General features: G+C 56.3%; 15 protein-coding genes and 2 pseudogenes. 11 read left to right on the plus strand and 6 right to left on the minus strand.

The window, feature by feature from the left end; translation table 11 throughout:
* The first annotated feature begins 2 nt into the window (after positions 1-2).
* From L6R44_RS01170 to L6R44_RS01185, 4 genes and pseudogenes are all read left to right on the plus strand, one after another.
* The gene (locus L6R44_RS01170; protein ID WP_237422964.1) at positions 3-4505 is read left to right on the plus strand and encodes an RHS repeat-associated core domain-containing protein; all 4503 of its coding nucleotides are present in this window, start codon (positions 3-5) and stop codon (positions 4503-4505) included.
* An 11-nt stretch (positions 4506-4516) separates the two neighbouring features.
* Positions 4517-4735, plus strand: coding sequence for a hypothetical protein (locus L6R44_RS01175; RefSeq protein ID WP_032641096.1), 219 nt, complete (start codon positions 4517-4519; stop codon positions 4733-4735).
* A gap of 979 nt (positions 4736-5714) precedes the next feature.
* Positions 5715-7019, plus strand: a pseudogene (locus L6R44_RS01180) (RHS repeat domain-containing protein); the annotation flags it as partial.
* 12 nt (positions 7020-7031) lie between these two features.
* Complete coding sequence (locus L6R44_RS01185; RefSeq protein ID WP_237422965.1) at positions 7032-7238, plus strand: hypothetical protein; 207 nt, start codon at positions 7032-7034, stop codon at positions 7236-7238.
* A 166-nt stretch (positions 7239-7404) separates the two neighbouring features.
* Here the strand turns inward: L6R44_RS01185 and ychF are convergent, their stop codons facing one another.
* A complete protein-coding gene (gene ychF / locus L6R44_RS01190) occupies positions 7405-8499 on the minus strand; it encodes a redox-regulated ATPase YchF (protein WP_003856650.1) in 1095 nt (364 codons plus the stop codon).
* A 126-nt stretch (positions 8500-8625) separates the two neighbouring features.
* Positions 8626-9210, minus strand: coding sequence for an aminoacyl-tRNA hydrolase (pth, locus tag L6R44_RS01195; RefSeq protein ID WP_008499504.1), 585 nt, complete (start codon positions 9208-9210; stop codon positions 8626-8628).
* A gap of 274 nt (positions 9211-9484) precedes the next feature.
* Between pth and ychH the strand changes: the two genes are divergently transcribed.
* Both ychH and L6R44_RS01205 read left to right on the plus strand, forming a co-directional pair.
* Positions 9485-9760 (plus strand): stress-induced protein YchH, encoded by a 276-nt coding sequence (ychH, locus tag L6R44_RS01200; protein ID WP_023336004.1) that lies wholly within the window; start codon positions 9485-9487, stop codon positions 9758-9760.
* A 119-nt stretch (positions 9761-9879) separates the two neighbouring features.
* Positions 9880-10938 carry a MerR family transcriptional regulator gene (locus L6R44_RS01205; protein ID WP_237422966.1) on the plus strand — a complete coding sequence of 353 codons (1059 nt, stop codon included), beginning with the start codon at positions 9880-9882 and terminating at the stop codon, positions 10936-10938.
* Here L6R44_RS01205 and dauA read toward each other — a convergent pair.
* The 4 genes from dauA to lolB all read right to left on the minus strand — a co-directional run bounded on the left by dauA (position 10924) and on the right by lolB (position 15399).
* Positions 10924-12603: a C4-dicarboxylic acid transporter DauA gene (gene dauA / locus L6R44_RS01210; protein WP_237422967.1), complete on the minus strand. Its 1680-nt coding sequence runs from the start codon at positions 12601-12603 to the stop codon at positions 10924-10926. The genes L6R44_RS01205 and dauA overlap by 15 nt on opposite strands.
* A 245-nt stretch (positions 12604-12848) precedes the next feature.
* Positions 12849-13796 (minus strand): ribose-phosphate diphosphokinase, encoded by a 948-nt coding sequence (gene prs / locus L6R44_RS01215; RefSeq protein WP_003856663.1) that lies wholly within the window; start codon positions 13794-13796, stop codon positions 12849-12851.
* A 125-nt stretch (positions 13797-13921) separates the two neighbouring features.
* Entirely contained in the window at positions 13922-14791 is an 870-nt protein-coding gene (ispE, locus tag L6R44_RS01220; protein ID WP_032641077.1) for a 4-(cytidine 5'-diphospho)-2-C-methyl-D-erythritol kinase, read from the minus strand.
* On the minus strand, positions 14788-15399 hold the full coding sequence (gene lolB, locus L6R44_RS01225) for a lipoprotein insertase outer membrane protein LolB (protein WP_032641074.1): 612 nt from the start codon (positions 15397-15399) through the stop codon (positions 14788-14790). The genes ispE and lolB overlap by 4 nt, the downstream gene beginning before the upstream one ends.
* 201 nt (positions 15400-15600) lie before the next feature.
* On the opposite strand from lolB, the gene hemA reads away from it, so the two are divergent.
* The 5 genes and pseudogenes from hemA to sirB1 all read left to right on the plus strand — a co-directional run bounded on the left by hemA (position 15601) and on the right by sirB1 (position 19754).
* Positions 15601-16857, plus strand: a complete 1257-nt coding sequence (gene hemA / locus L6R44_RS01230; RefSeq protein ID WP_237422968.1) for a glutamyl-tRNA reductase — start codon at positions 15601-15603, stop codon at positions 16855-16857.
* A gap of 41 nt (positions 16858-16898) precedes the next feature.
* Positions 16899-17981, plus strand: a complete 1083-nt coding sequence (gene prfA / locus L6R44_RS01235; RefSeq protein ID WP_045329440.1) for a peptide chain release factor 1 — start codon at positions 16899-16901, stop codon at positions 17979-17981.
* Positions 17981-18811, plus strand: coding sequence for a peptide chain release factor N(5)-glutamine methyltransferase (prmC, locus tag L6R44_RS01240; RefSeq protein WP_237422969.1), 831 nt, complete (start codon positions 17981-17983; stop codon positions 18809-18811). Before prfA ends, prmC begins: the two co-directional genes overlap by 1 nt.
* A gap of 8 nt (positions 18812-18819) precedes the next feature.
* Positions 18820-18912: pseudogene (locus tag L6R44_RS01245) on the plus strand (siroheme synthase); the annotation flags it as partial.
* Between the two features lie 32 nt (positions 18913-18944).
* Positions 18945-19754 carry an invasion regulator SirB1 gene (sirB1, locus tag L6R44_RS01250; RefSeq protein ID WP_237422970.1) on the plus strand — a complete coding sequence of 270 codons (810 nt, stop codon included), beginning with the start codon at positions 18945-18947 and terminating at the stop codon, positions 19752-19754.
* The last annotated feature ends 33 nt before the right edge of the window (positions 19755-19787 follow it).

The raw sequence follows: 19787 nt of genomic DNA on the forward strand, positions 1-19787 counted from the left end.
GCATGAGCGATAACAACGCGGCCCGTCAGGGCGACGAGATTATTCACTCCAGCATTTTTGCGGACATCACCAGCATCGTGGCGGAAGGTGCCGCCTATGCGGTGATCGGCGCGGCGGTGGGCGCGGCCGCTACCGTGGCGGCGCCATTATTGGGTGCAGGGGCGGCGGCCGCAGGCGTGGCGGCAATCGGCTCCAGCTGCTTGCTCAGCGGCATCATTGGCGGCGTGCTGGCAAACGTGGCGGGGATCACCGACGATATCAGCAACGCCGCGGAAGGGTTGGGCAATGCGCTTTTCCCTCCGTCGCCTGCGGGAAAAATCACCACCGGTTCGAATAACGTTCTCACCAACGCAATCCCCGCCGCACGCGCGGCAGGCACGCTGACGCCTGCTGATACGCCTTCACCTGAGCCCCAGTCGCCCGGCAGCTTTGCCGATTACGCGGGCATGCTGCTTTCCGCTGCCGGACAGTTTGGCAGCGAAATGTGGCAGCCGAGCGTGGCCTCTGCCGCCGCGGGGACCTCGCCGCTGGAAGAAGACAAGGTGGCGTGTGAAAAGCACTCCGGGCCGCAGTATCTGGCGGAAGGCTCCAAAAGCGTCTTTATCAACGGACAGCCTGCGGTGCGCGCGAAAGATCGCACCACCTGTGAAGGCACCGTTTCCGACGACGTCTCACCAAACGTGATCATTGGCGGCGACACGCTTACGGTTCGCGATATCAAAAGCGGCAAAACCCCGGGTCTGGCGCTGGGGATGATCGCGCTCTCCCTGCTGCGCGGGCGTCCGGGCAAGATTCTGAAAAACATGCCCTGCGCGCTGGCGGCGGCCGGCGGCGGGATGCTGGCCGATATGGCCGTCAACGCCGTGTTTGGCTCCTCGCATCCGGTTCACGCCGCCACCGGCGTGAAGGTGCTGAACGACGATGACGAGCTCGACTTCTCGCTGCCGGGGCGCTTCCCGCTTCGCTGGCAGCGCAGCTACAACAGCCTGACCACCCGCGAAGGTCTGTTTGGTCTGGGCTGGGCAACCCCCTTTGACAGCTATCTGACGCTGGAAGACAACAACGCCACCTGGTTCGACGAAACCGGGCGCGAGCTGAGCTTCGAGCTGCCGCCGGTCAACCGCGCGTTTTACAGCATCAGCGAAGGCATCATTATCCGCCGCAACGAGAGCGGCGACGTAGCAATTGCCGACGATGACGGCGCGGTGTGGCGTCTGTATAAGCCAACACGGGCGAATCCCTCCATACTGCGCCTGGCCTCCCTCAGCGACGAATACGGCAACGCGCTGCTGACGACGTGGGACGAGCACGGCAGGCTGGTCGGCCTTCACGATGAGCCGCGGGCGATAGACGTCACCCTGCGCTATGACGATGAACGTTTCCCGCACCGCGTGACCGCAGCCAGCCATTTCGACGGCGACCAGACATGGCCGCTGATGCAGTGGGGATACGACGCGCGCGGCCAGCTGGCGAGCGCGACGGATGCCTCCGGCGTGGTGACGCGTGAATACCGCTACAACGACCATGGCCTGATGGTCTGGCACCGGATGCCGGGCGGTCTGGAGAGCGAATACCGCTGGAAAAAATTGGACCACTGGCGCGTGGTGGAAAACCGCACCAGCACCGGCGACGGGTGCCGCTTTAGCTACGATTTAGCCGCCGGGCTGACGACCGTCGAGCACTACGATGGTCAGACGCGCCGCCACTACTGGAACGCGCAGAATCTGATCGTCCGCTACGTAGACGAGCGCGGTGAAAACTGGCGCTACGAGTGGGACGACAACGAGCTTCTGACGCGTCGCATCGATCCGCTCGGCCACGCCGTCACCTTCGTCTACGACGAGATGGGCAACCGGGTGCAGGAGACCGACGCCGACGGCAATACCCGCACCACCACCTGGCTGGAGCACCGCGCGCTTCCGGCGGCGATTATCGAAGCCGACGGCAGCGCCACCCGGTTCTGGTACGACGAACATCACGGGCTGAAGCGCGTGGTGGACCCGATGGGGCAGACCACGCAGCTGCGCCGGGACGCGTTCGGCCAGGTCGTTGAAGAGGTCGATGCCGCCGGAAACAGCCGCTACCAGGAGTACAACGAGGCCGGGCAGATTGTCCGTTCGACGGACTGTTCCGGACGTATTACCCGCTACCGCTATCACCCTCTGGGCTGGCTGGTGGCCGAGACTGGCGCCGACGGTGAAGAGACGCGCTACCGCTACGACGCCGCAGGGCGTCCGGTGCAGCTCGATCGTCCGGAAGGCTGGACGGAGTCGCTTAAATGGAACGAACGCGGCCTGCCGGTGAAGCATGCGGGCGCCGACGGAAAAGAGAGCGAGTTCCGCTACGACGAGGCGGGGCGCTTAACCGCCACCCGCAATACCCAGGGTGAAGAGGTGCGTCGCCGCTGGGACAGCCGCGGGCGTCTGATCGCCCTGGAAAACGAAAACGGCGAAGCGTACCGGTTCCGCTGGGGGCCAGACTCGCTGCTGCTGGAGGAGGTGGGGCTCGATGGCGTGGCCTCGCAGTATCGCTACGATGCCTGCGGACGCACGATTGCGCGCACCTTTGCCGCCGGTCATCCGGAGGCTATCACCCACGCCTTCGCCTGGAGCGCGAGCGGTCAGCTGGTCGCCCGCACTACGCCGGAAGGCCAGACCCGCTACCACTATACTCCGTCCGGGCTTTTAAGCCGGATAGGGCTGCATCCTGCGCTTTCAGCCGACGCGTGGACCACCGAGGCAGAGCAGGAGCTCGCCTTTGAATATGACGCGCTCGGTCGCGTCACGCGCGAGGCGGGCGAGCACGGCGAGCTGGCGTGGGAGTACGACGCGCTGGGCAACCGCACCTCCGTCACGCTGCCCGACGGTCGCGAGCTGAAGCAGTTCTACTACGGCAGCGGGCATCTGCTCAGCATTGCGCTCGATAAGCTGTCGGTCTCCGATTTTACCCGCGACGAACTCCACCGTGAAACCAGCCGCACCCAGGGGCTGCTGACCACCCGCAGCGAATACGACCGTCTCGGCCGACTGCATCGGCGGGACGTCTTTACCGGCAATGCGCAGCGCCCGTCGCCGCGCCGCTGGTCCCGCCGCTGGGATTACGACTACCGCAATAATCTGGTGCGGGAAGAGCGGGACGATAACCCGTTCAGCTGGTACCGCTGGCAGTACGACAGCGCCGGGCGCCTGCTGGTTCAGGACGGCACGCTGCCCGGACAGGAGCAGTGGCGCTGGGATGCTGCCGGTAACCCGCTCGAAGGATCTGCTGAGAAGGTCACGCACAACCGCCTGACGCAGCTGAACGGCATTCGCTGGCGTTATGATATCCACGGCCGCACCGTGGAGAAGGATAATGGCCAGACCCGCTGGCACTACCGCTACGACGGCGAACATCGCCTGACGGAGGTCATCAGCCAGCCGCGGGACCGCAATAAGCCGCAGATGCATGTCAGCTTCCGCTACGATCCGCTCGGGCGACGCACCAGCAAAACGCGACGCCAGATGCTGGGCGGACAGCCAACGGGCAGGGCGGTCACCACCCGGTTTGTATGGGAAGGGTTCCGCCTGCTGCAGGAGGTGCACGGGGATGTGCCGATCACCTACGTTTACAGCGATCAGGACAGCTACGATCCGCTGGCGCGCATTGACGGCATTGATGCCCCGGAGATCTTCTGGTTCCACTGTCAGCCGAACGGCACGCCGGAGCGGATGACGGATAGTGAAGGGCAGGTGCGCTGGGAAGGTGTGAACAGCGCCTGGGGCAAGCTGCTTCGGGAAAGCGAAACGCAGGTATCAGGATATTCTCAGAACCTGCGCATGCAGGGGCAATACCTGGATCGTGAGACAGGGCTGCACTACAATCTGTTCCGGTATTACGACCCGGACTGCGGGCGGTTTACGCAGCAGGACCCGATAGGGCTGGCGGGGGGGATTAACCTTTACCAGTATGCGCCGAATGCGCTGGGGTGGGTGGATCCGTGGGGGTTGAGTTGCAGAAATAGCTGGAATGATTTCCAGAGTAAAACAAAAGGAGTTTTCTCAAGTAGGGCATGGGCAGCAAAGGCATATAATTCATTAAAAGGCACGATTAAGCCTAATCGGCCAAACCCAAAAACCTATTTAAATCCTTCCTATGTTAAGCAACATCTTGCATTATTTAACGATGGTGTTTCTAAAATTGCTTGGGGAGTAAATAGAGCTGAGATTGGTCCTCCATCTGGTCATTTTGTGATGCCAAAATCAGTTGCTGATAATATCATTAAGAAAGCTGGCGGAGATGTCGGGAAGTTAGAGAAAATGCTAGGATTAGACCCTGGAGATCTCGGTGATTCACCGGTTCGAATAGATATCCCTAAACCTCAAGGGCTTAGAATGCCTTCAGGCAACGAGGGTGGAGCTAATGATTTTTGGGTTCCTGGTGGTAAGACGTCGGGTGGTATCCCTGAGGCCGTAATAGATCAAACACCTGTCGGTGATGCTTTGATTACACCAATTATAAATAAATAGAGGTATGAAAAATGAATGAAGTTATTTTTACAGGTTTTGGTATTGACATAATCAAAAGAGATGGTGAATATTTTATTCGATATGATACCGGAACTATTGCTATGATTGAAAAGGAGTCGAAAATTACTCCAGAAGAAGCATTGAAAGCACAAAAAAGTGAAAATGATGCTTATGAGGTTATTATAGCCACTCAGACTAGAGAAGGAAAAAACAAGCCTTTCTTTTCATAAGATTAACATATTATAGTGCGTGAGGTGTTAATTAACTAAATGTTAAACAATGCTCTTTTATTTGAATTTGAAAACTTTTCTGGGTTTTAATTTCTTTAAAAAAGTTATCATTTAATTTAATGCGGTAACTAATGTTTGAGAGTGGATTTTTTGTAAGATTCGATAGTAACCTACAGTTTTTAAGTTATCAAGTTTAATTATTACGAATTTTCCACTGAATTAGAATCCGTCAACTCCGGTCATGGGGTTGTTATTCTTGAATGAAAATAGTTATCCTTTATGATCAATCAATGTTCAAAGAGAAAGTGTATATATAACAACAATAACGATAGAATATAAAAATAGGTAATTTTGTATAATGAGTCAGAGATATATTCAATGTGTTGATTTTCTCATTTCGCATAGTCAAATACTGTAAAAAACCTCAGGCTATGACGAAAATGTGAGTTAGTGGGGAAAGGCCAATCATTCTTAATTCGCCGTCCTTCACAAGGATTATGTTATATTCGATCCATTACCAGAAGATACGTTTGGAGAAAACGTAAATATCAAAGCAGAGAATGTTTTTTCATTGGATGAAAATGCTCAGCACTGTATTGTTGTACCATTTTCCATTACAAATAAAGATAAGTTGCAGATCGCTTCCGCTAGTGAGAAATTCGATTTAAATATAGATGTGAAACATGAATTTTATTCGCTATTTTATGAGGTGTGTGAAGGCGAGAAATTTACTATGATATTACTCTTGTTCAAACAAAATAAACCATTATTGCCAGGTTTTTGTTAGACGATCCATGGCGAGGAGTTAAAGACAATCCTCTCAAAGAAGGTATTTCCAAAATTAATAAAATCTAGGTTAAAATTGGAATCTAAAAATCTACGCTATGGCATGGAGTTTTCGTTCAAAATAAATCAAACGTTAAACAACTAGTTAATCACATAGCTGCTTTTGACGATGTAATCTTTCCCTCCGCACACAGGACTGCTGACCACCCGCCGCGAATACGACCGACTTGATGAACTGCATCGCTGGGACGTCTTTACCGGCAATGCCCAGCGCCTATCACCGCGTCGCTGGCCCTGCCGCTGGGATTATGATATCCACGGCCGCACCGTGGAGAAGGATAACGGCCAGACCCGCTGGCACTACCGCTACGACGGCGAACATCGCCTGACGGAGGTCATCAGCCAGCCGCGGGACCGCAACAGGCCGCAGATGCAGGTCAGCTTCCGCTACGATCCGCTCGGGCGACGCATCAGCAAAACGCGACGCCAGATGCTGGGCGGACAGCCAACGGGCAGGGCGGTCACCACCCGGTTTGTCTGGGAAGGGTTCCGCCTGCTGCAGGAGGTGCACGGGGATGTGCCGCTGACCTACGTTTACAGCGATCAGGACAGCTACGATCCGCTGGCGCGCATTGACGGCGTTGATGCCCCGGAGATCTTCTGGTTCCACTGCCAGCCCAACGGCACGCCGGAGCGGATGACGGATAGCGAAGGGCAGGTGCGCTGGGAAGGCGTGAACAGCGCCTGGGGCAAGCTGCTTCGGGAAAGCGAAACGCAGGTATCAGGATATTCTCAGAACCTGCGCATGCAGGGGCAATACCTGGATCGTGAGACAGGGCTGCACTACAATCTGTTCCGGTATTACGACCCGGACTGCGGGCGGTTTACGCAGCAGGATCCGATAGGGCTGGCGGGGGGGATTAACCTTTACCAGTATGCGCCGAATGCGCTGGGGTGGGTGGATCCGTGGGGGTTGAGTTGCAGAAATAGCTGGAATGATTTCCAGAGTAAAACTCGTGGCGCTTTTGCCACTCGAGGTCAGGCTGCACGGGCCTATCGAGCTACTCATGGAATTGCAAAGCCAGATTTCCCTAATCCTGCAACCTACCTTGAAGCAGGAAAAATTAATGGTCATTTAGAACAATTCAAGGGAGGGGTAACTAAGTTCGTTTGGGGTATTAATCCTGAATTCACTCACTTAGGCCCTCCCGGTGGTCACTTTGTTATGCCAAGGACAGTTGCTGATGACTTAATTAGGCGTTCAGGGGGAAGCATTCCAAAGCTTGAAAAATTATTAGGGTTGAATTCAGGTGATCTTGGTAACGCTCCTCTAAGGGTTGATATTAATAACCCTACAGGGTTAAGGATGCCAACGGGAAATGAACGAGGAGCAAATGAATTTTGGTTGCCGGGAGGATATACCTCGGGAGGTATTCCAGAGGCTGCCATAGATCCAACTCCGCTAAATCAGTTAAAAATAACGCCGTTGAATAATTAAGAGAGGGAATAAATGGATAAAGTAATATTTAACAATTATGGAGTAATCCTTATTGAAAGAGAAGGACGCTTTTTTATTAAGTTTTACTCCGGAGGGATCGTGATGAAAGAGGAGGAAGAGGAAGTAAGTCTTGATGAGGCCAAAAAAGTTCAAATGAGTGAAAAAGATGCTTATGAGGTTTTGATCGCAATCGAAAAAAGAGAAAAGTTAAAGCATTAATTTTTTGTTTTAATAATTATCTATAAGCTAACAACGGAAAGTTGGTTTTTAATTCAATAAATTTAAATAAATCCCTCAATGATGGTCTTTTTAAAAGACAACTCTAACCTTTTAAGCTTCAGAAAAAATCCACGCCAAAGCGTGGATTTTTTTCATTCAAAACAAATTAAACGTTAAACAGGAAGTTCATCACATCGCCATCTTTAACGATGTAATCTTTCCCTTCCGCACGCATCTTGCCTGCTTCTTTCGCGCCTTGCTCACCCTTGTAGGTGATGAAGTCTTCAAACGCGATAGTCTGCGCACGAATAAAGCCTTTCTCGAAGTCGGTGTGGATCTTACCAGCCGCCTGAGGCGCAGTTGCACCCACAGGGATGGTCCACGCACGCACTTCCTTCACGCCAGCGGTGAAGTAGGTTTGCAGGTTCAGCAGCTCATAGCCTGCGCGGATCACGCGGTTCAGGCCAGGCTCTTCCAGACCCAGCTCGGCCATGAACTCTTCACGGTCAGCGTCGTCCAGCTCGGCGATATCAGATTCAACGGCAGCGCATACAGCCACAACGACAGAACCTTCCGCCGCGGCGATTTCACGCACTTTGTCCAGATACGGGTTGTTCTCGAAACCGTCTTCGTTAACGTTGGCGATGTACATGGTTGGCTTCAGGGTCAGGAAGCTCAGGTATTTGATCGCCGCCTTGTCTTCGTCAGTCAGGTTTTTCAGCGCGCGCAGCATGCCCGCGTTTTCCAGCTGCGGCAGGCATTTTTCCAGCGCAGCCAGTTCCGCTTTCGCGTCCTTGTCGCCGCCTTTGGCTTTCTTCTGCACGCGGTGAATCGCGCGTTCGCAGGTGTCGAGGTCAGAGAGCGCCAGCTCGGTGTTGATGACGTCGATGTCGTCAGCCGGATCCACTTTGTTGTTAACGTGGATGATGTTGTCGTTCTCGAAGCAGCGCACAACGTGGCCGATCGCTTCGGTTTCACGAATGTTGGTCAGGAACTGGTTGCCCAGGCCTTCACCTTTGGATGCGCCTTTTACCAGGCCCGCGATGTCCACGAATTCCATGGTGGTTGGCAGAATGCGCTGCGGCTTCACGATTTCCGCGAGCTGGTCCAGACGCGGGTCCGGCATCGGCACAACGCCGGTGTTAGGTTCGATGGTACAGAACGGGAAGTTCGCCGCTTCGATACCCGCTTTGGTAAGCGCGTTAAACAGGGTGGATTTGCCCACGTTTGGCAGACCGACGATACCGCATTTGAATCCCATTTCTAAATCACCTTAATATCTTGATAATCAATCCGTTATCGATAACCGATTGATGAAAAGTAAATAACTACGCCTATTATACACGTAACCCGCATGACGCGCGGTAAAAAAGCCGTATCGGGCGGATTATTGCGCTTTGAAAGCGTGCAAGCGGTTTGTCGCTTTGGTTAAGCCGTCCTGCAGCCAGATTTCAGTGCAGCGCGCCGCCTCGTCTACCGCTTCGTCAATCAGTTTCTGCTCGGAAACCGGGGGCTTACCGAGCACGAAACCGACAACTTTGTTTTTATCGCCCGGATGGCCGATTCCGACGCGCAAACGGTGGAAATTTGGGTTATTGCCCAGCTTGCTGATGATGTCCTTAAGGCCGTTGTGGCCGCCGTGTCCGCCGCCCAGCTTGAATTTTGCCACGCCGGGCGGGAGATCCAGCTCATCGTGGGCCACCAGAATTTCATCCGGGTTGATGCGATAAAACGTTGCCATAGCCGCCACGGCTTTACCGCTCAGGTTCATAAAGGTGGTGGGCACCAGCAGGCGAACGTCCGCGCCTGCAAGATTAATACGTGAGGTATACCCGAAGAATTTAGGTTCTTCACGCAGGGGAGCACGTAACCGTTCGGCCAGCAGATCGACGTACCATGCCCCGGCATTGTGGCGGGTGGCCGCGTACTCTGCGCCCGGGTTGGCGAGGCCGACAATCAGTTTAATCGTCACGAGGTAATTCCTAATGGGTTCCAGATCTGGCGCGTAGTTTACTGCCTGGCGCGCCGCTTGACAAAATTCTGCGATCGTCGAAGCGAAATACGAATAATTTCTGATTTGAACAATTAGAATTTCAAGCTGTTCAATGTGTTATTTGTAAACTTTTGTTTGGGCGTTATCTGTAATTGTGATCATTCACGCAACTCATAAAAGGGGCGTTGTCTATACTTTACACACAAGGATTAGGGGCTTTTCCCCTGACAACCCAAAGTTCCGGAGGTGACACATGAAACGCAAAAACGCTTCGTTACTCGGTAACGTGCTGATGGGGTTGGGGCTGTTCGTGATGGTAGCCGGCGTGGGTTATTCAATTTTAAACCAGCTGCCGCAGCTTGACCTCCCGCAATACTTTGCGCATGGCGCGATATTGAGCATCTTCCTCGGTGCGGTATTGTGGCTCGCCGGGGCGCGCATGAGCGGACATGAAGAAGTGTGTGACAAATACTGGTGGGTGCGCCACTACGACAAACGCTGTCGCCGCGACCAGCATAAGCACAGCTAGTGCGCCATAAGAATACCGAAACGACTTCTTCTGAAGTCGTTTTTTTTTGCATCAAGGGTTGACCCTCACGTAACGTAAGGCTCCAGAGCGGCGCCACTGGCAAAGAAAAAGGAGCAGTTATGTTGATTCAGGTGGGGGAGCTGGCGAAACGCGCCGGGATCACCGTGCGGACATTGCACCACTATGAGCAAACAGGGTTGTTGCTGCCTTCTGCCAGGAGCGCGGCAGGTTACCGTCTTTACAACCTGGCGGATGTCCAGCGTTTGCATATGATTCAGGCGCTGGCAAAAGCGGGGCTGGAACTTGCTGAAATCAGGGATTTCCTGGAACAGGCGTCGCTGTCGTTAACCGAGCTACTCGATGCGCAAATCACGCTGCTGGATAAACAGCTGCGCAGCATACATACGCTGCGCGACCGGCTGGTGGAGCTGCGTGCCGGGCTTCTCGACGATGCGACGCCGGATCTGGAATCCTGGCTACAGACTCTGGAGTTAATGAATATGTACGATCGCTGGTTTAGTAAAGAAGAGTTACAGCAGCTGCCGTTTGCGGTGCAGAAAGATGCGCTGGCGGCTATCTGGTCGGGGCTGGTTGCAGAGGCCAACGCGCTGCTGGAAGATCGCATTCCCGTGATGGAACCGCGGGCGATGGACCTGGCGACGCGCTGGATGGTACGCCTGGAGCAGGATACGGCGGGCAGGCCTGAGTTTCTCACCCGGCTGAACGAGATGCACAGCGTTGAACCGCAGATGAAGGCGCAGACCGGCATTACGCCGGAGATGACGGATTACATCACGCGCGCGTTTGCGGAATCGAAGCTCAGCATATGGGAGAAGTATCTCACGGCCGACGAGATGGCCTATACCCGGGCACACTACTTTGACCGCATGATGGAGTGGCCGCCGCTGGTGGCGAAACTACACCAGGCGCAGCGGGAAAATAGCGATCCCGCATCTGATGAAGCGCAAAAGCTGGCCGAAAACTGGCTGGCATTATTCCAGTCGTACGCGGGCACCAACCCGGAGACCCAGCAAAAGTTTCGCGTGGCCATGCAGCAGGAGCCGCATCTGATGAAGGGTACGTGGATGACGCCTGCCGTGCTTGCATGGCTCCAGCAGGCGATTGGGGTGATGATGCAGAGACGTTTCTCTGCATCAGGTGACTCACAGATCCGCTAACGCGGCTTCGCGGTTGGGGTAGAAGGAGAGTCGGCCAGGGATAGGCTGTACGCCCGCCCGCGCCATGGTGCGCAGCGGCTGGAATTCGAGGTTACTCACCCGCAGCTCGCAGCCTTCCGGCAGCCGCGCAACAAAGCGCTGGAAGGCGTCCAGGCCGCCGGCATCCAGCACCGGTACGGCATCCCACTTCAGCACCACAACCCGCTTGCCCGCGATCCGGGACTTCAGATCGCTGAACAGGCCTTCCGCCGCGGCGAAGAACAGCGGACCAATCACGCGCAGCACCAGCACGTCGTCAGGCACCTCAACGTTGACCGGGGAGAGGCGCGTCATTTGCGCAATGCGGCGCATAAACAGCAGCGAGGCCAGCACTATGCCGACGCTGATGGCGATAACCATATCGAACAGCACCGTCAGCGACATGCAGATCAGCATCACGATGATGTCGTCTTTCGGCGCGCGACGCAGCAGGTTTACCACCTTGTGCGCCTCGCTCATGTTCCAGGCCACCATCAGCAGCAGCGCAGCCATGGCCGAGAGCGGAAGCCATGAAAGCAGCGGGGCAAGGATCAGCAGCGCCATGATCACCAGCAGGGAGTGAATGACTGCGGAAACCGGTGATGTCGCGCCCGCACGTACGTTCGCGGCGGAACGGGCAATCGCAGCCGTAGCGGTAATACCGCCGAAGAACGGTGCAACGATGTTCCCTAAGCCCTGGCCGACCAGCTCGCTGTTGGCTTTGTGCTTAGTGCCGGTCATGCCGTCGAGCACGACGGCGCAGAGCAGGGATTCAATTGCTCCCAGCATTGCCATGGAGAACGCGGCAGGCAGCAGAGCGCGAAGGGAATCCCAGCTTAGGGTGAAGCTTGAGCCCGGCATATCCCACGGCAGAACCAGCTGCGGCAACAGTTGCGGAATGCCGCTGCCCTGTGACCCGTCCGCCAGAACATAGTGGAACTGTGAGCCGATAGTCGCGACATGACCACCGAACATATTCACGATAGCCATCACCGCGCAGCCCAGCAGCAGCGCGGGCAGATGGCCCGGCAGTCGAATGCCCAGACGAGGCCAGACGATCAGCGTGCCCAGCGTCACCATCCCGATGGCGGCGTCGCCGAGGTTCGCAGTCGGCAGCGCCATAATCAGCGCGCCCACTTTCTGTAAATAGTGCTCCGGAACATGTGCCATCTGCAGGCCGAGGAAATCCTTGATCTGCATCGTCCCGATGGTGATACCAATCCCCGAGGTGAATCCCAGCGTCACGGAAAGGGGAATATATTCAATCAGGCGACCAAAGCGGGCCAGACCAAACAGAATTAAAAAGATGCCGGACATCAGGGTGGCAACCAGCAGGCCAGCCAGACCGAACTGTTGGGAAACCGGGTAGAGGATCACCACAAAGGCGGCAGTCGGGCCGGAGACGCTGAAGCGAGACCCGCCCGTCAGCGCAATCACAATCCCCGCAACGGCCGAGGTGTACAGCCCGTACTGCGGCGCGACGCCGCTGCCAATCGCCAGCGCCATCGCCAGCGGGATGGCAATAATCCCGACGGTGATCCCGGCTATCAGGTCACGAACAAAGCGTGACGACGTGTATTTCTCTTTCCAGCAGGCGTCGATGAGGGCGCGAAAGGGCAGAACATGTGAGGAGGTTACGTTTTTCACAATTATCTATCATCCGTGTGCGCATCATCTGTCATATAAATGGCAGGTGAAGGAGGCATTAATCATTGCTCGTCATACTTCGCGCTGCAGCTGTGTTGGCTGCGCTCATTCATCCCAGTCACTTACTTGAGTAAGCTCCTGGGATTCATTCGCTTGCCGCCTTGCTGCAACACGAATTATTTAGAGCATCAATGAATGGCGGAAACAAAAAAACCCGCCGCAGCGGGTTTTTCGGCCGTGTTCGATCAGTGTTCGAACATTGCTGAGATGGATTCTTCGTTGCTGATACGACGAATCGCTTCGGCCAGCATCCCGGACAGGGTCAACGTACGCACGTTTGGCAGTGCTTTGATCTCGTCGCTCAGAGGGATGGTATCGCAAACCACCACTTCGTCAATGACCGAGTTGCGCAGGTTGTTTACCGCGTTACCGGAGAAGATCGGGTGAGTTGCGTAAGCGAATACGCGCTTGGCACCACGCTCTTTCAGCGCTTCAGCGGCTTTACACAGCGTACCGCCGGTATCGATCATGTCGTCAACCAGCACGCAGTCGCGGCCAGCAACGTCACCGATGATGTGCATCACCTGAGAAACGTTAGCGCGCGGACGACGTTTGTCGATGATCGCCATGTCGGTATCGTTCAGCAGCTTGGCGATAGCACGAGCACGTACCACGCCGCCGATGTCCGGAGAAACCACGATTGGGTTGTCCAGGTTCAGCTGCAGCATGTCTTCCAGCAGGATTGGGCTGCCGAATACGTTATCAACCGGGACGTCGAAGAAGCCCTGGATCTGCTCTGCGTGCAGGTCAACGGTCAGTACGCGGTCAACGCCGACGCTGGACAGGAAGTCAGCGACAACTTTAGCGGTAATTGGCACACGCGCGGAACGGACGCGACGGTCCTGGCGGGCATAACCGAAGTAAGGGATAACGGCGGTGATACGGCCTGCGGAAGCGCGACGCAGGGCGTCGACCATAACAACCAGTTCCATCAGGTTGTCATTCGTTGGAGCACAGGTGGACTGGATGATGAAAATATCACCACCGCGTACATTTTCGTTGATTTGTACGCTGACTTCGCCGTCGCTAAAGCGACCTACGGCGGCGTCGCCGAGGGAAGTGTACAGGCGGTTGGCAATACGTTGTGCTAGTTCCGGGGTGGCGTTACCAGCAAAAAGCTTCATATCAGGCACGAGAAGAACCTCAGGCATGCGTCCAGTGGTGGATAGCGTTCGCCGAAAACTGTGCGGGCCAGGCGAAGGCTATCCAGGCGGTGTATTAAAGAGCGCGATGCAACGTCTGGAACAGGGTGACGTTGTCACCGAAACTCAGTCTGCGCCAGAATGGCCTGCTGTAGGGGGGAGGTGTTCATCCCGCGCGCTACAAAACCATGCAGCCAGTCCGGCGCTTGCTCAAGCACCTGACGAGCGGCGGATTCGGTGTCAAATTCAGCAAAGACACAGGCCCCTGTACCGGTCAGGCGCGACGGCGCGTATTCTAACAGCCAGGAAAGCACCGCATCAACCTCGCGAAAACGTTTTCTTGCGATATCCTCGCAATCGTTGCTGAATTCACAATTTAATAACGTTTTTATTGACCGAATCGGGGTATTCCTTTTCAGGTCAGGATCTTTGAAGATGACCGGGGTCGGAATGCTCACGCCAGGGTGGGCAACCAGATACCACTTCTCCGGCGGTTCCGCCGGGGTGAGGATCTCACCCACGCCTTCAGCAAAGGCCGCATGGCCGCGAACAAACACCGGCACATCCGCGCCCAGCGTCAGGCCCAGGGCGGCCAGTTCATCCTGCGACAGCCCGCAGCCCCAGAGGTGGTTTAGCGCTACCAGCACGGTGGCGGCGTTAGATGATCCACCGCCGAGACCGCCGCCCATCGGCAGACGCTTCTCGATGCGGATGTCCGCACCGCTTCCCGCAGGCAGACGACCCGATTGTGCCGCGGCGCTCATCAGCAGGCGCGCGGCGCGCACGATCAGGTTGTCCTCATGCGCCACGCCGTCTACCGGCGTGAGCAGGCAAATCTGTCCGTCCTGGCGCAGCTCAATGGCGATCGTGTCGCCATAGTCAATAAACTGAAACAGCGTCTGCAGGGTGTGATAACCGTCAGCCCGCTGGCCGGTGATGTATAAAAACAGATTCAGTTTTGCCGGAGAGGGCCAGTGGGTCATCATTTAACGATCCAGTTATCCATTTTCAGCTTGATGCGCTGGCTGCCCTGAGTCAGCTCCATATTCGATGGCAGCGACGGTTTACTCTTGCTGTCATAGTCGCTGTACACCACTTTCCAGGTTTTGCCGTTCTGGGTGTAGTTCACCTGGCTCAGACGATACCGATCGTCCAGGGTGTAGTCGGTGGCGTCACCCGGCAGGCCGAGGATCCACTGGCGCAGGCTGTTGAGCGGGATAGGCATCCCGGTCAGCTTGCCAATCATCTCTTCGGCATCGGTCGCGGTGTAGTGCTGGCCTTTGTTATCGGTGATCTGCGCTTCACCCGGCTTCGCGATAAGCTCCAGCTCGGTGCTGCCCAGCGGGTTCAGCAGCAGCAGGCGATAGTTGTCCTGGCCCGTCTGCTGCCAGAAGAAGCGCGCATAAACCTTTTGTTCATCAGAGAGATAGGCGAAGGCGCCGCGCGTCTGGTACTGCTTCAGATTACGGACGTCCTGCTGGTGCTGACGCCATTGTGGCGAGTCAGGGCTTTTGCCCGGGCCTTTTGGCTGGGTGACGGTACACGCGGTCAGAACCAGTGCCGCCAGGGGCAGCAGGCGAATCAGTCGGGTCATAATGAGGACAAATCCTTGAGATACGTTGCAGTTATAGCTGTTAATGCTAGCGTCGAAGGGGGCTACCGTCTACGTTCAAATTATCTCAAAGCAATGCGTAAGCTATTACTCCGAAAGGGGGCTGTCTCTTTTATTGATCTCGCGCATCCTGTATGATGCGTTCTGCTAACCTTATTAACGCTGGTACTACTCCCGCTCAACATGACCCTATTAGCACTCGGCATCAACCACAAAACGGCCCCGGTTTCGCTGCGAGAACGCGTTACGTTTTCGCCGGATACGCTTGACCTGGCGCTGGACAGCCTGCTTGCCCAACCGATGGTGCAGGGTGGCGTGGTGCTCTCGACGTGCAACCGTACCGAGCTCTATTTAAGCGTGCAAGAGCAGGACAACCTGCATGAAGCGCTGATCCGCTGGCTATGCGACTATCACAATCTCAACGAAGACGAGCTGCGTAACAGCCTGTACTGGCATCAGGACAACGATGCGGTCAGCCATCTGATGCGCGTCGCCAGCGGCCTGGATTCGCTGGTGCTGGGCGAGCCGCAGATTCTGGGGCAGGTGAAAAAAGCGTTTGCAGATTCGCAAAAAGGGCATCTGAAGGCCAGCGAGCTGGAGCGGATGTTCCAGAAATCGTTCTCCGTGGCGAAGCGTGTGCGAACCGAAACCGACATTGGTGCCAGTGCGGTTTCCGTTGCCTTCGCGGCCTGCACCCTTGCACGCCAAATCTTTGAATCCCTGTCTACCGTCACCGTGATGCTGGTGGGCGCGGGCGAAACCATCGAACTTGTGGCGCGCCACCTGCGCGAGCATAAGGTGAAAAAGATGATTATCGCTAACCGCACCCGTGAACGCGCGCAGGTGCTGGCGGATGAAGTGGGCGCAGAGGTGGTGGCCCTGAGCGACATCGATGAACGCCTGAAAGAGGCGGACATTATCATCAGCTCTACCGCCAGCCCGCTGCCGATTATCGGCAAAGGGATGGTGGAGCGCGCGCTGAAGTCACGTCGTAATCAGCCGATGCTGCTGGTGGATATCGCCGTTCCGCGCGACGTTGAGCCGGAAGTGGGCAAGCTGCCTAACGCCTACCTCTACAGCGTGGACGATCTGCAAAGCATCATTTCGCACAACCTTGCCCAGCGTAAAGCGGCGGCGGTGCAGGCGGAAACCATCGTTGAGCAGGAAACCAGCGAGTTTATGGCCTGGCTGCGCGCGCAAAGCGTCAGCGAGACCATCCGCGAATACCGCGGGCAGGCGGAGCAGGTGCGTGATGACCTGACTGCCAAAGCGTTAGCGGCCCTTGAACAGGGCGGCGACGCTCAGGCTATTATGCAGGATCTGGCGTGGAAGCTGACCAACCGCCTGATCCATGCACCAACCAAATCTCTTCAGCAGGCTGCCCGTGACGGGGATGATGAACGCCTGACTATTCTGCGCAACAGCCTCGGGCTGGAATAGCGCCCTATACCCATTTTCTAAGACAAGGTGCATTTACGCCTATGAAGCCTTCTATCGTCGCTAAACTGGAAGCTCTGCATGAGCGCCATGAAGAAGTCCAGGCGCTGCTCGGGGATGCCGGGACCATTGCGGACCAGGAACGTTTTCGCGCGCTCTCGCGTGAATACGCGCAGTTAAGTGATGTTTCTAAATGCTTTACCGACTGGCGACAGGTTCAGGAAGATATCGAAACCGCGCAGATGATGCTCGACGACCCCGAAATGCGCGAGATGGCGCAGGAAGAGTTGCAGGATGCGAAAGCGCGTTCCGAAGAGATGGAGCAACAGCTTCAGGTGCTGCTGCTGCCGAAAGATCCGGACGACGAGCGTAACGCGTTTGTGGAAGTCCGCGCCGGGACCGGCGGTGACGAAGCGGCGCTGTTTGCCGGGGATCTGTTCCGCATGTACAGCCGCTACGCCGAGTCGCGTCGCTGGCGCGTGGAGATCATGAGCGCCAACGAAGGCGAACACGGTGGCTACAAAGAGGTTATCGCCAAGATCAGCGGCGACGGCGCATACGGCCGTCTTAAGTTTGAATCCGGCGGTCACCGCGTGCAGCGCGTGCCGGCCACCGAATCTCAGGGCCGCATTCACACCTCCGCCTGTACGGTGGCGGTGATGCCGGAGCTGCCGGAAGCTGAACTGCCGGACATCAACCCGGCGGACCTGCGCATCGACACCTTCCGCTCCTCCGGGGCGGGCGGCCAGCACGTTAATACCACCGACTCCGCTATCCGTATTACCCACCTGCCAACCGGCATTGTGGTGGAGTGTCAGGACGAACGCTCGCAGCACAAAAACAAAGCCAAAGCCTTGTCCGTACTGGGCGCGCGTATCCACGCGGCCGAAATGGCGAAACGCCAGCAGGCGGAAGCGTCGACGCGTCGTAACCTGCTGGGCAGCGGCGATCGCAGCGACCGTAACCGCACCTACAACTTCCCGCAGGGCCGCGTGACCGACCACCGCATCAACCTGACGCTGTACCGTCTGGACGAGGTGATGGAAGGGAAGCTGGATATGCTGATTGAGCCTATCGTGCAGGAATACCAGGCCGACCAGCTGGCGGCGCTGTCCGAGCAGGAATAATGGATTTTCAGCGCTGGTTACGTGAGGCGGCCGGTGAGCTTTCAGAAAGCGAAAGCCCGAAACGCGACGCCGAAATTTTGCTGGAGCATGTGACGGGGAGAGCCCGCACCTACCTGCTGGCATTTGGTGAGACGCTGCTGACCGCTGAGCAGCAAGCGCAGCTCGCTACGCTGCTTGCCCGCCGTAAAAACGGCGAGCCGGTGGCGCACCTGGTCGGCGAACGTGAGTTCTGGTCACTGCCGCTGTACGTTTCGGCGGCAACGCTGATCCCGCGCCCGGATACGGAATGTCTGGTCGAGCAGGCGCTGGCGCGTTTACCCTCAGCGTCCTGCAGTATTCTCGATCTCGGTACGGGTACGGGCGCTATCGCACTGGCCCTCGCCACCGAGCGGCCCGACTGCGCGGTGACGGCGGTGGATGTGATGCCCGACGCGGTGGCGCTGGCGCAGCGTAACGTGGAGCGTCTCGGCCTGACTAACGTGACCGTGCTGCAGAGCAGCTGGTTTAGCGCGCTGGATAAGCAGACGTTCGGGATGATTGTCAGCAACCCGCCCTATATCGACGAACACGACCCGCACCTTGCGCAGGGCGATGTTCGCTTCGAACCGCTGACGGCGCTGGTGGCTGGCAACAACGGGTTAGCCGATCTCGATCGCATTGTGACAACGTCACGGAAGCATTTGCTTCCCGGCGGCTGGCTGCTGGTTGAACATGGCTGGACGCAGGGAGAAGCCGTACGCGCGCTGTTTACGCAAGCGGGTTATCGCGCGGTTGAAACCTGCCGCGACTACGGCGGAAATGAACGGCTGACGCTGGGCCAGTGGGCGTGAAGCAAGGCTATCTGCCATTTACTGATAAAGGCGTAAGGCTGACTGAAAGGCGGTTTGGCGTTATCATCTACATTGTTTTGAGTTTTATCGCGCCCGGACGTAGCTGTACGCTCGGGCGTTACTGGGGTAAGTCATGAAGTCCTTAGCCGATTTCGAATTTAATAAAGTGCCGCTTTGCGATGGCATGATCCTGATTTCTGAGATGATTCGTGACGATTTCACGTCGCAGTTTGTCTACGATGAGCTGGAGAATCTGGTCAGCCTGGCGCGTGAAGAGATCAATCAGGCGCGCCCGCAGGACTGGCAATTAGAGAAGCTGCTTGAGCTTTTCTACGGCGAATGGGGTTTCTGCGACACGCGTGGCGTGTATCGCCTGTCTGACGCATTATGGCTGGACCAGGTCTTAAAAAATCGTCAGGGCAGCGCCGTTGCGCTGGGCTCTATTTTGCTGTGGGTCGCGCACCGCCTGGATATTCCACTGGTGCCGGTCATTTTCCCGACGCAGATGATCCTGCGGGCGGAGTGGCTGGACGGTGAGATGTGGCTCATTAATCCCTTCAACGGCGACACGCTGGATGAACACACGCTGGACGTGTGGCTGAAAGGCAATATCAGCCCGGTAGCCGAGCTCTTTAATGAAGATCTCGACGAGACGGATAACGCCGAAGTGATCCGCAAGCTTCTGGACACGCTGAAGTCCGCGTTAATGGAAGAGCGTCAGATGGAGCTGGCCCTGCGCGCCAGCGAAGTGCTGCTGCAGTTTAATCCGGAAGACCCGTACGAAATTCGCGACCGCGGGCTGATCTATGCCCAGCTCGACTGCGAGCACGTGGCGCTGAACGATCTGAGCTATTTCGTCGAGCAGTGTCCGGAAGACCCTATTAGCGAAATGATTCGTGCACAGATCAACGCGATCTCGCACAAGCAAATTACACTGCATTAAACTTAATTCCGATTCACACCTGAATAAGGCGAT

This window comes from Enterobacter cloacae complex sp. ECC445, from assembly GCF_021892025.1.
GTDB lineage: Bacteria > Pseudomonadota > Gammaproteobacteria > Enterobacterales > Enterobacteriaceae > Enterobacter > Enterobacter chengduensis.

Excerpts from the sequence above, each read along its gene's own strand:
- prfA (WP_045329440.1), top strand. The coding sequence starts at position 16,899 with ATGAAGCCTTCTATCGTCGCTAAACTGGAAGCTCTGCATGAGCGCCAT.
- lolB (WP_032641074.1), bottom strand. The coding sequence starts at position 15,399 with ATGACCCGACTGATTCGCCTGCTGCCCCTGGCGGCACTGGTTCTGACC.
- L6R44_RS01170 (WP_237422964.1), top strand. The coding sequence starts at position 3 with ATGAGCGATAACAACGCGGCCCGTCAGGGCGACGAGATTATTCACTCC.
- L6R44_RS01205 (WP_237422966.1), top strand. The coding sequence starts at position 9,880 with ATGTTGATTCAGGTGGGGGAGCTGGCGAAACGCGCCGGGATCACCGTG.
- ispE (WP_032641077.1), bottom strand. The coding sequence starts at position 14,791 with ATGATGACCCACTGGCCCTCTCCGGCAAAACTGAATCTGTTTTTATAC.
- ychF (WP_003856650.1), bottom strand. The coding sequence starts at position 8,499 with ATGGGATTCAAATGCGGTATCGTCGGTCTGCCAAACGTGGGCAAATCC.
- hemA (WP_237422968.1), top strand. The coding sequence starts at position 15,601 with ATGACCCTATTAGCACTCGGCATCAACCACAAAACGGCCCCGGTTTCG.
- prmC (WP_237422969.1), top strand. The coding sequence starts at position 17,981 with ATGGATTTTCAGCGCTGGTTACGTGAGGCGGCCGGTGAGCTTTCAGAA.
- L6R44_RS01175 (WP_032641096.1), top strand. The coding sequence starts at position 4,517 with ATGAATGAAGTTATTTTTACAGGTTTTGGTATTGACATAATCAAAAGA.
- sirB1 (WP_237422970.1), top strand. The coding sequence starts at position 18,945 with ATGAAGTCCTTAGCCGATTTCGAATTTAATAAAGTGCCGCTTTGCGAT.
- ychH (WP_023336004.1), top strand. The coding sequence starts at position 9,485 with ATGAAACGCAAAAACGCTTCGTTACTCGGTAACGTGCTGATGGGGTTG.
- L6R44_RS01185 (WP_237422965.1), top strand. The coding sequence starts at position 7,032 with ATGGATAAAGTAATATTTAACAATTATGGAGTAATCCTTATTGAAAGA.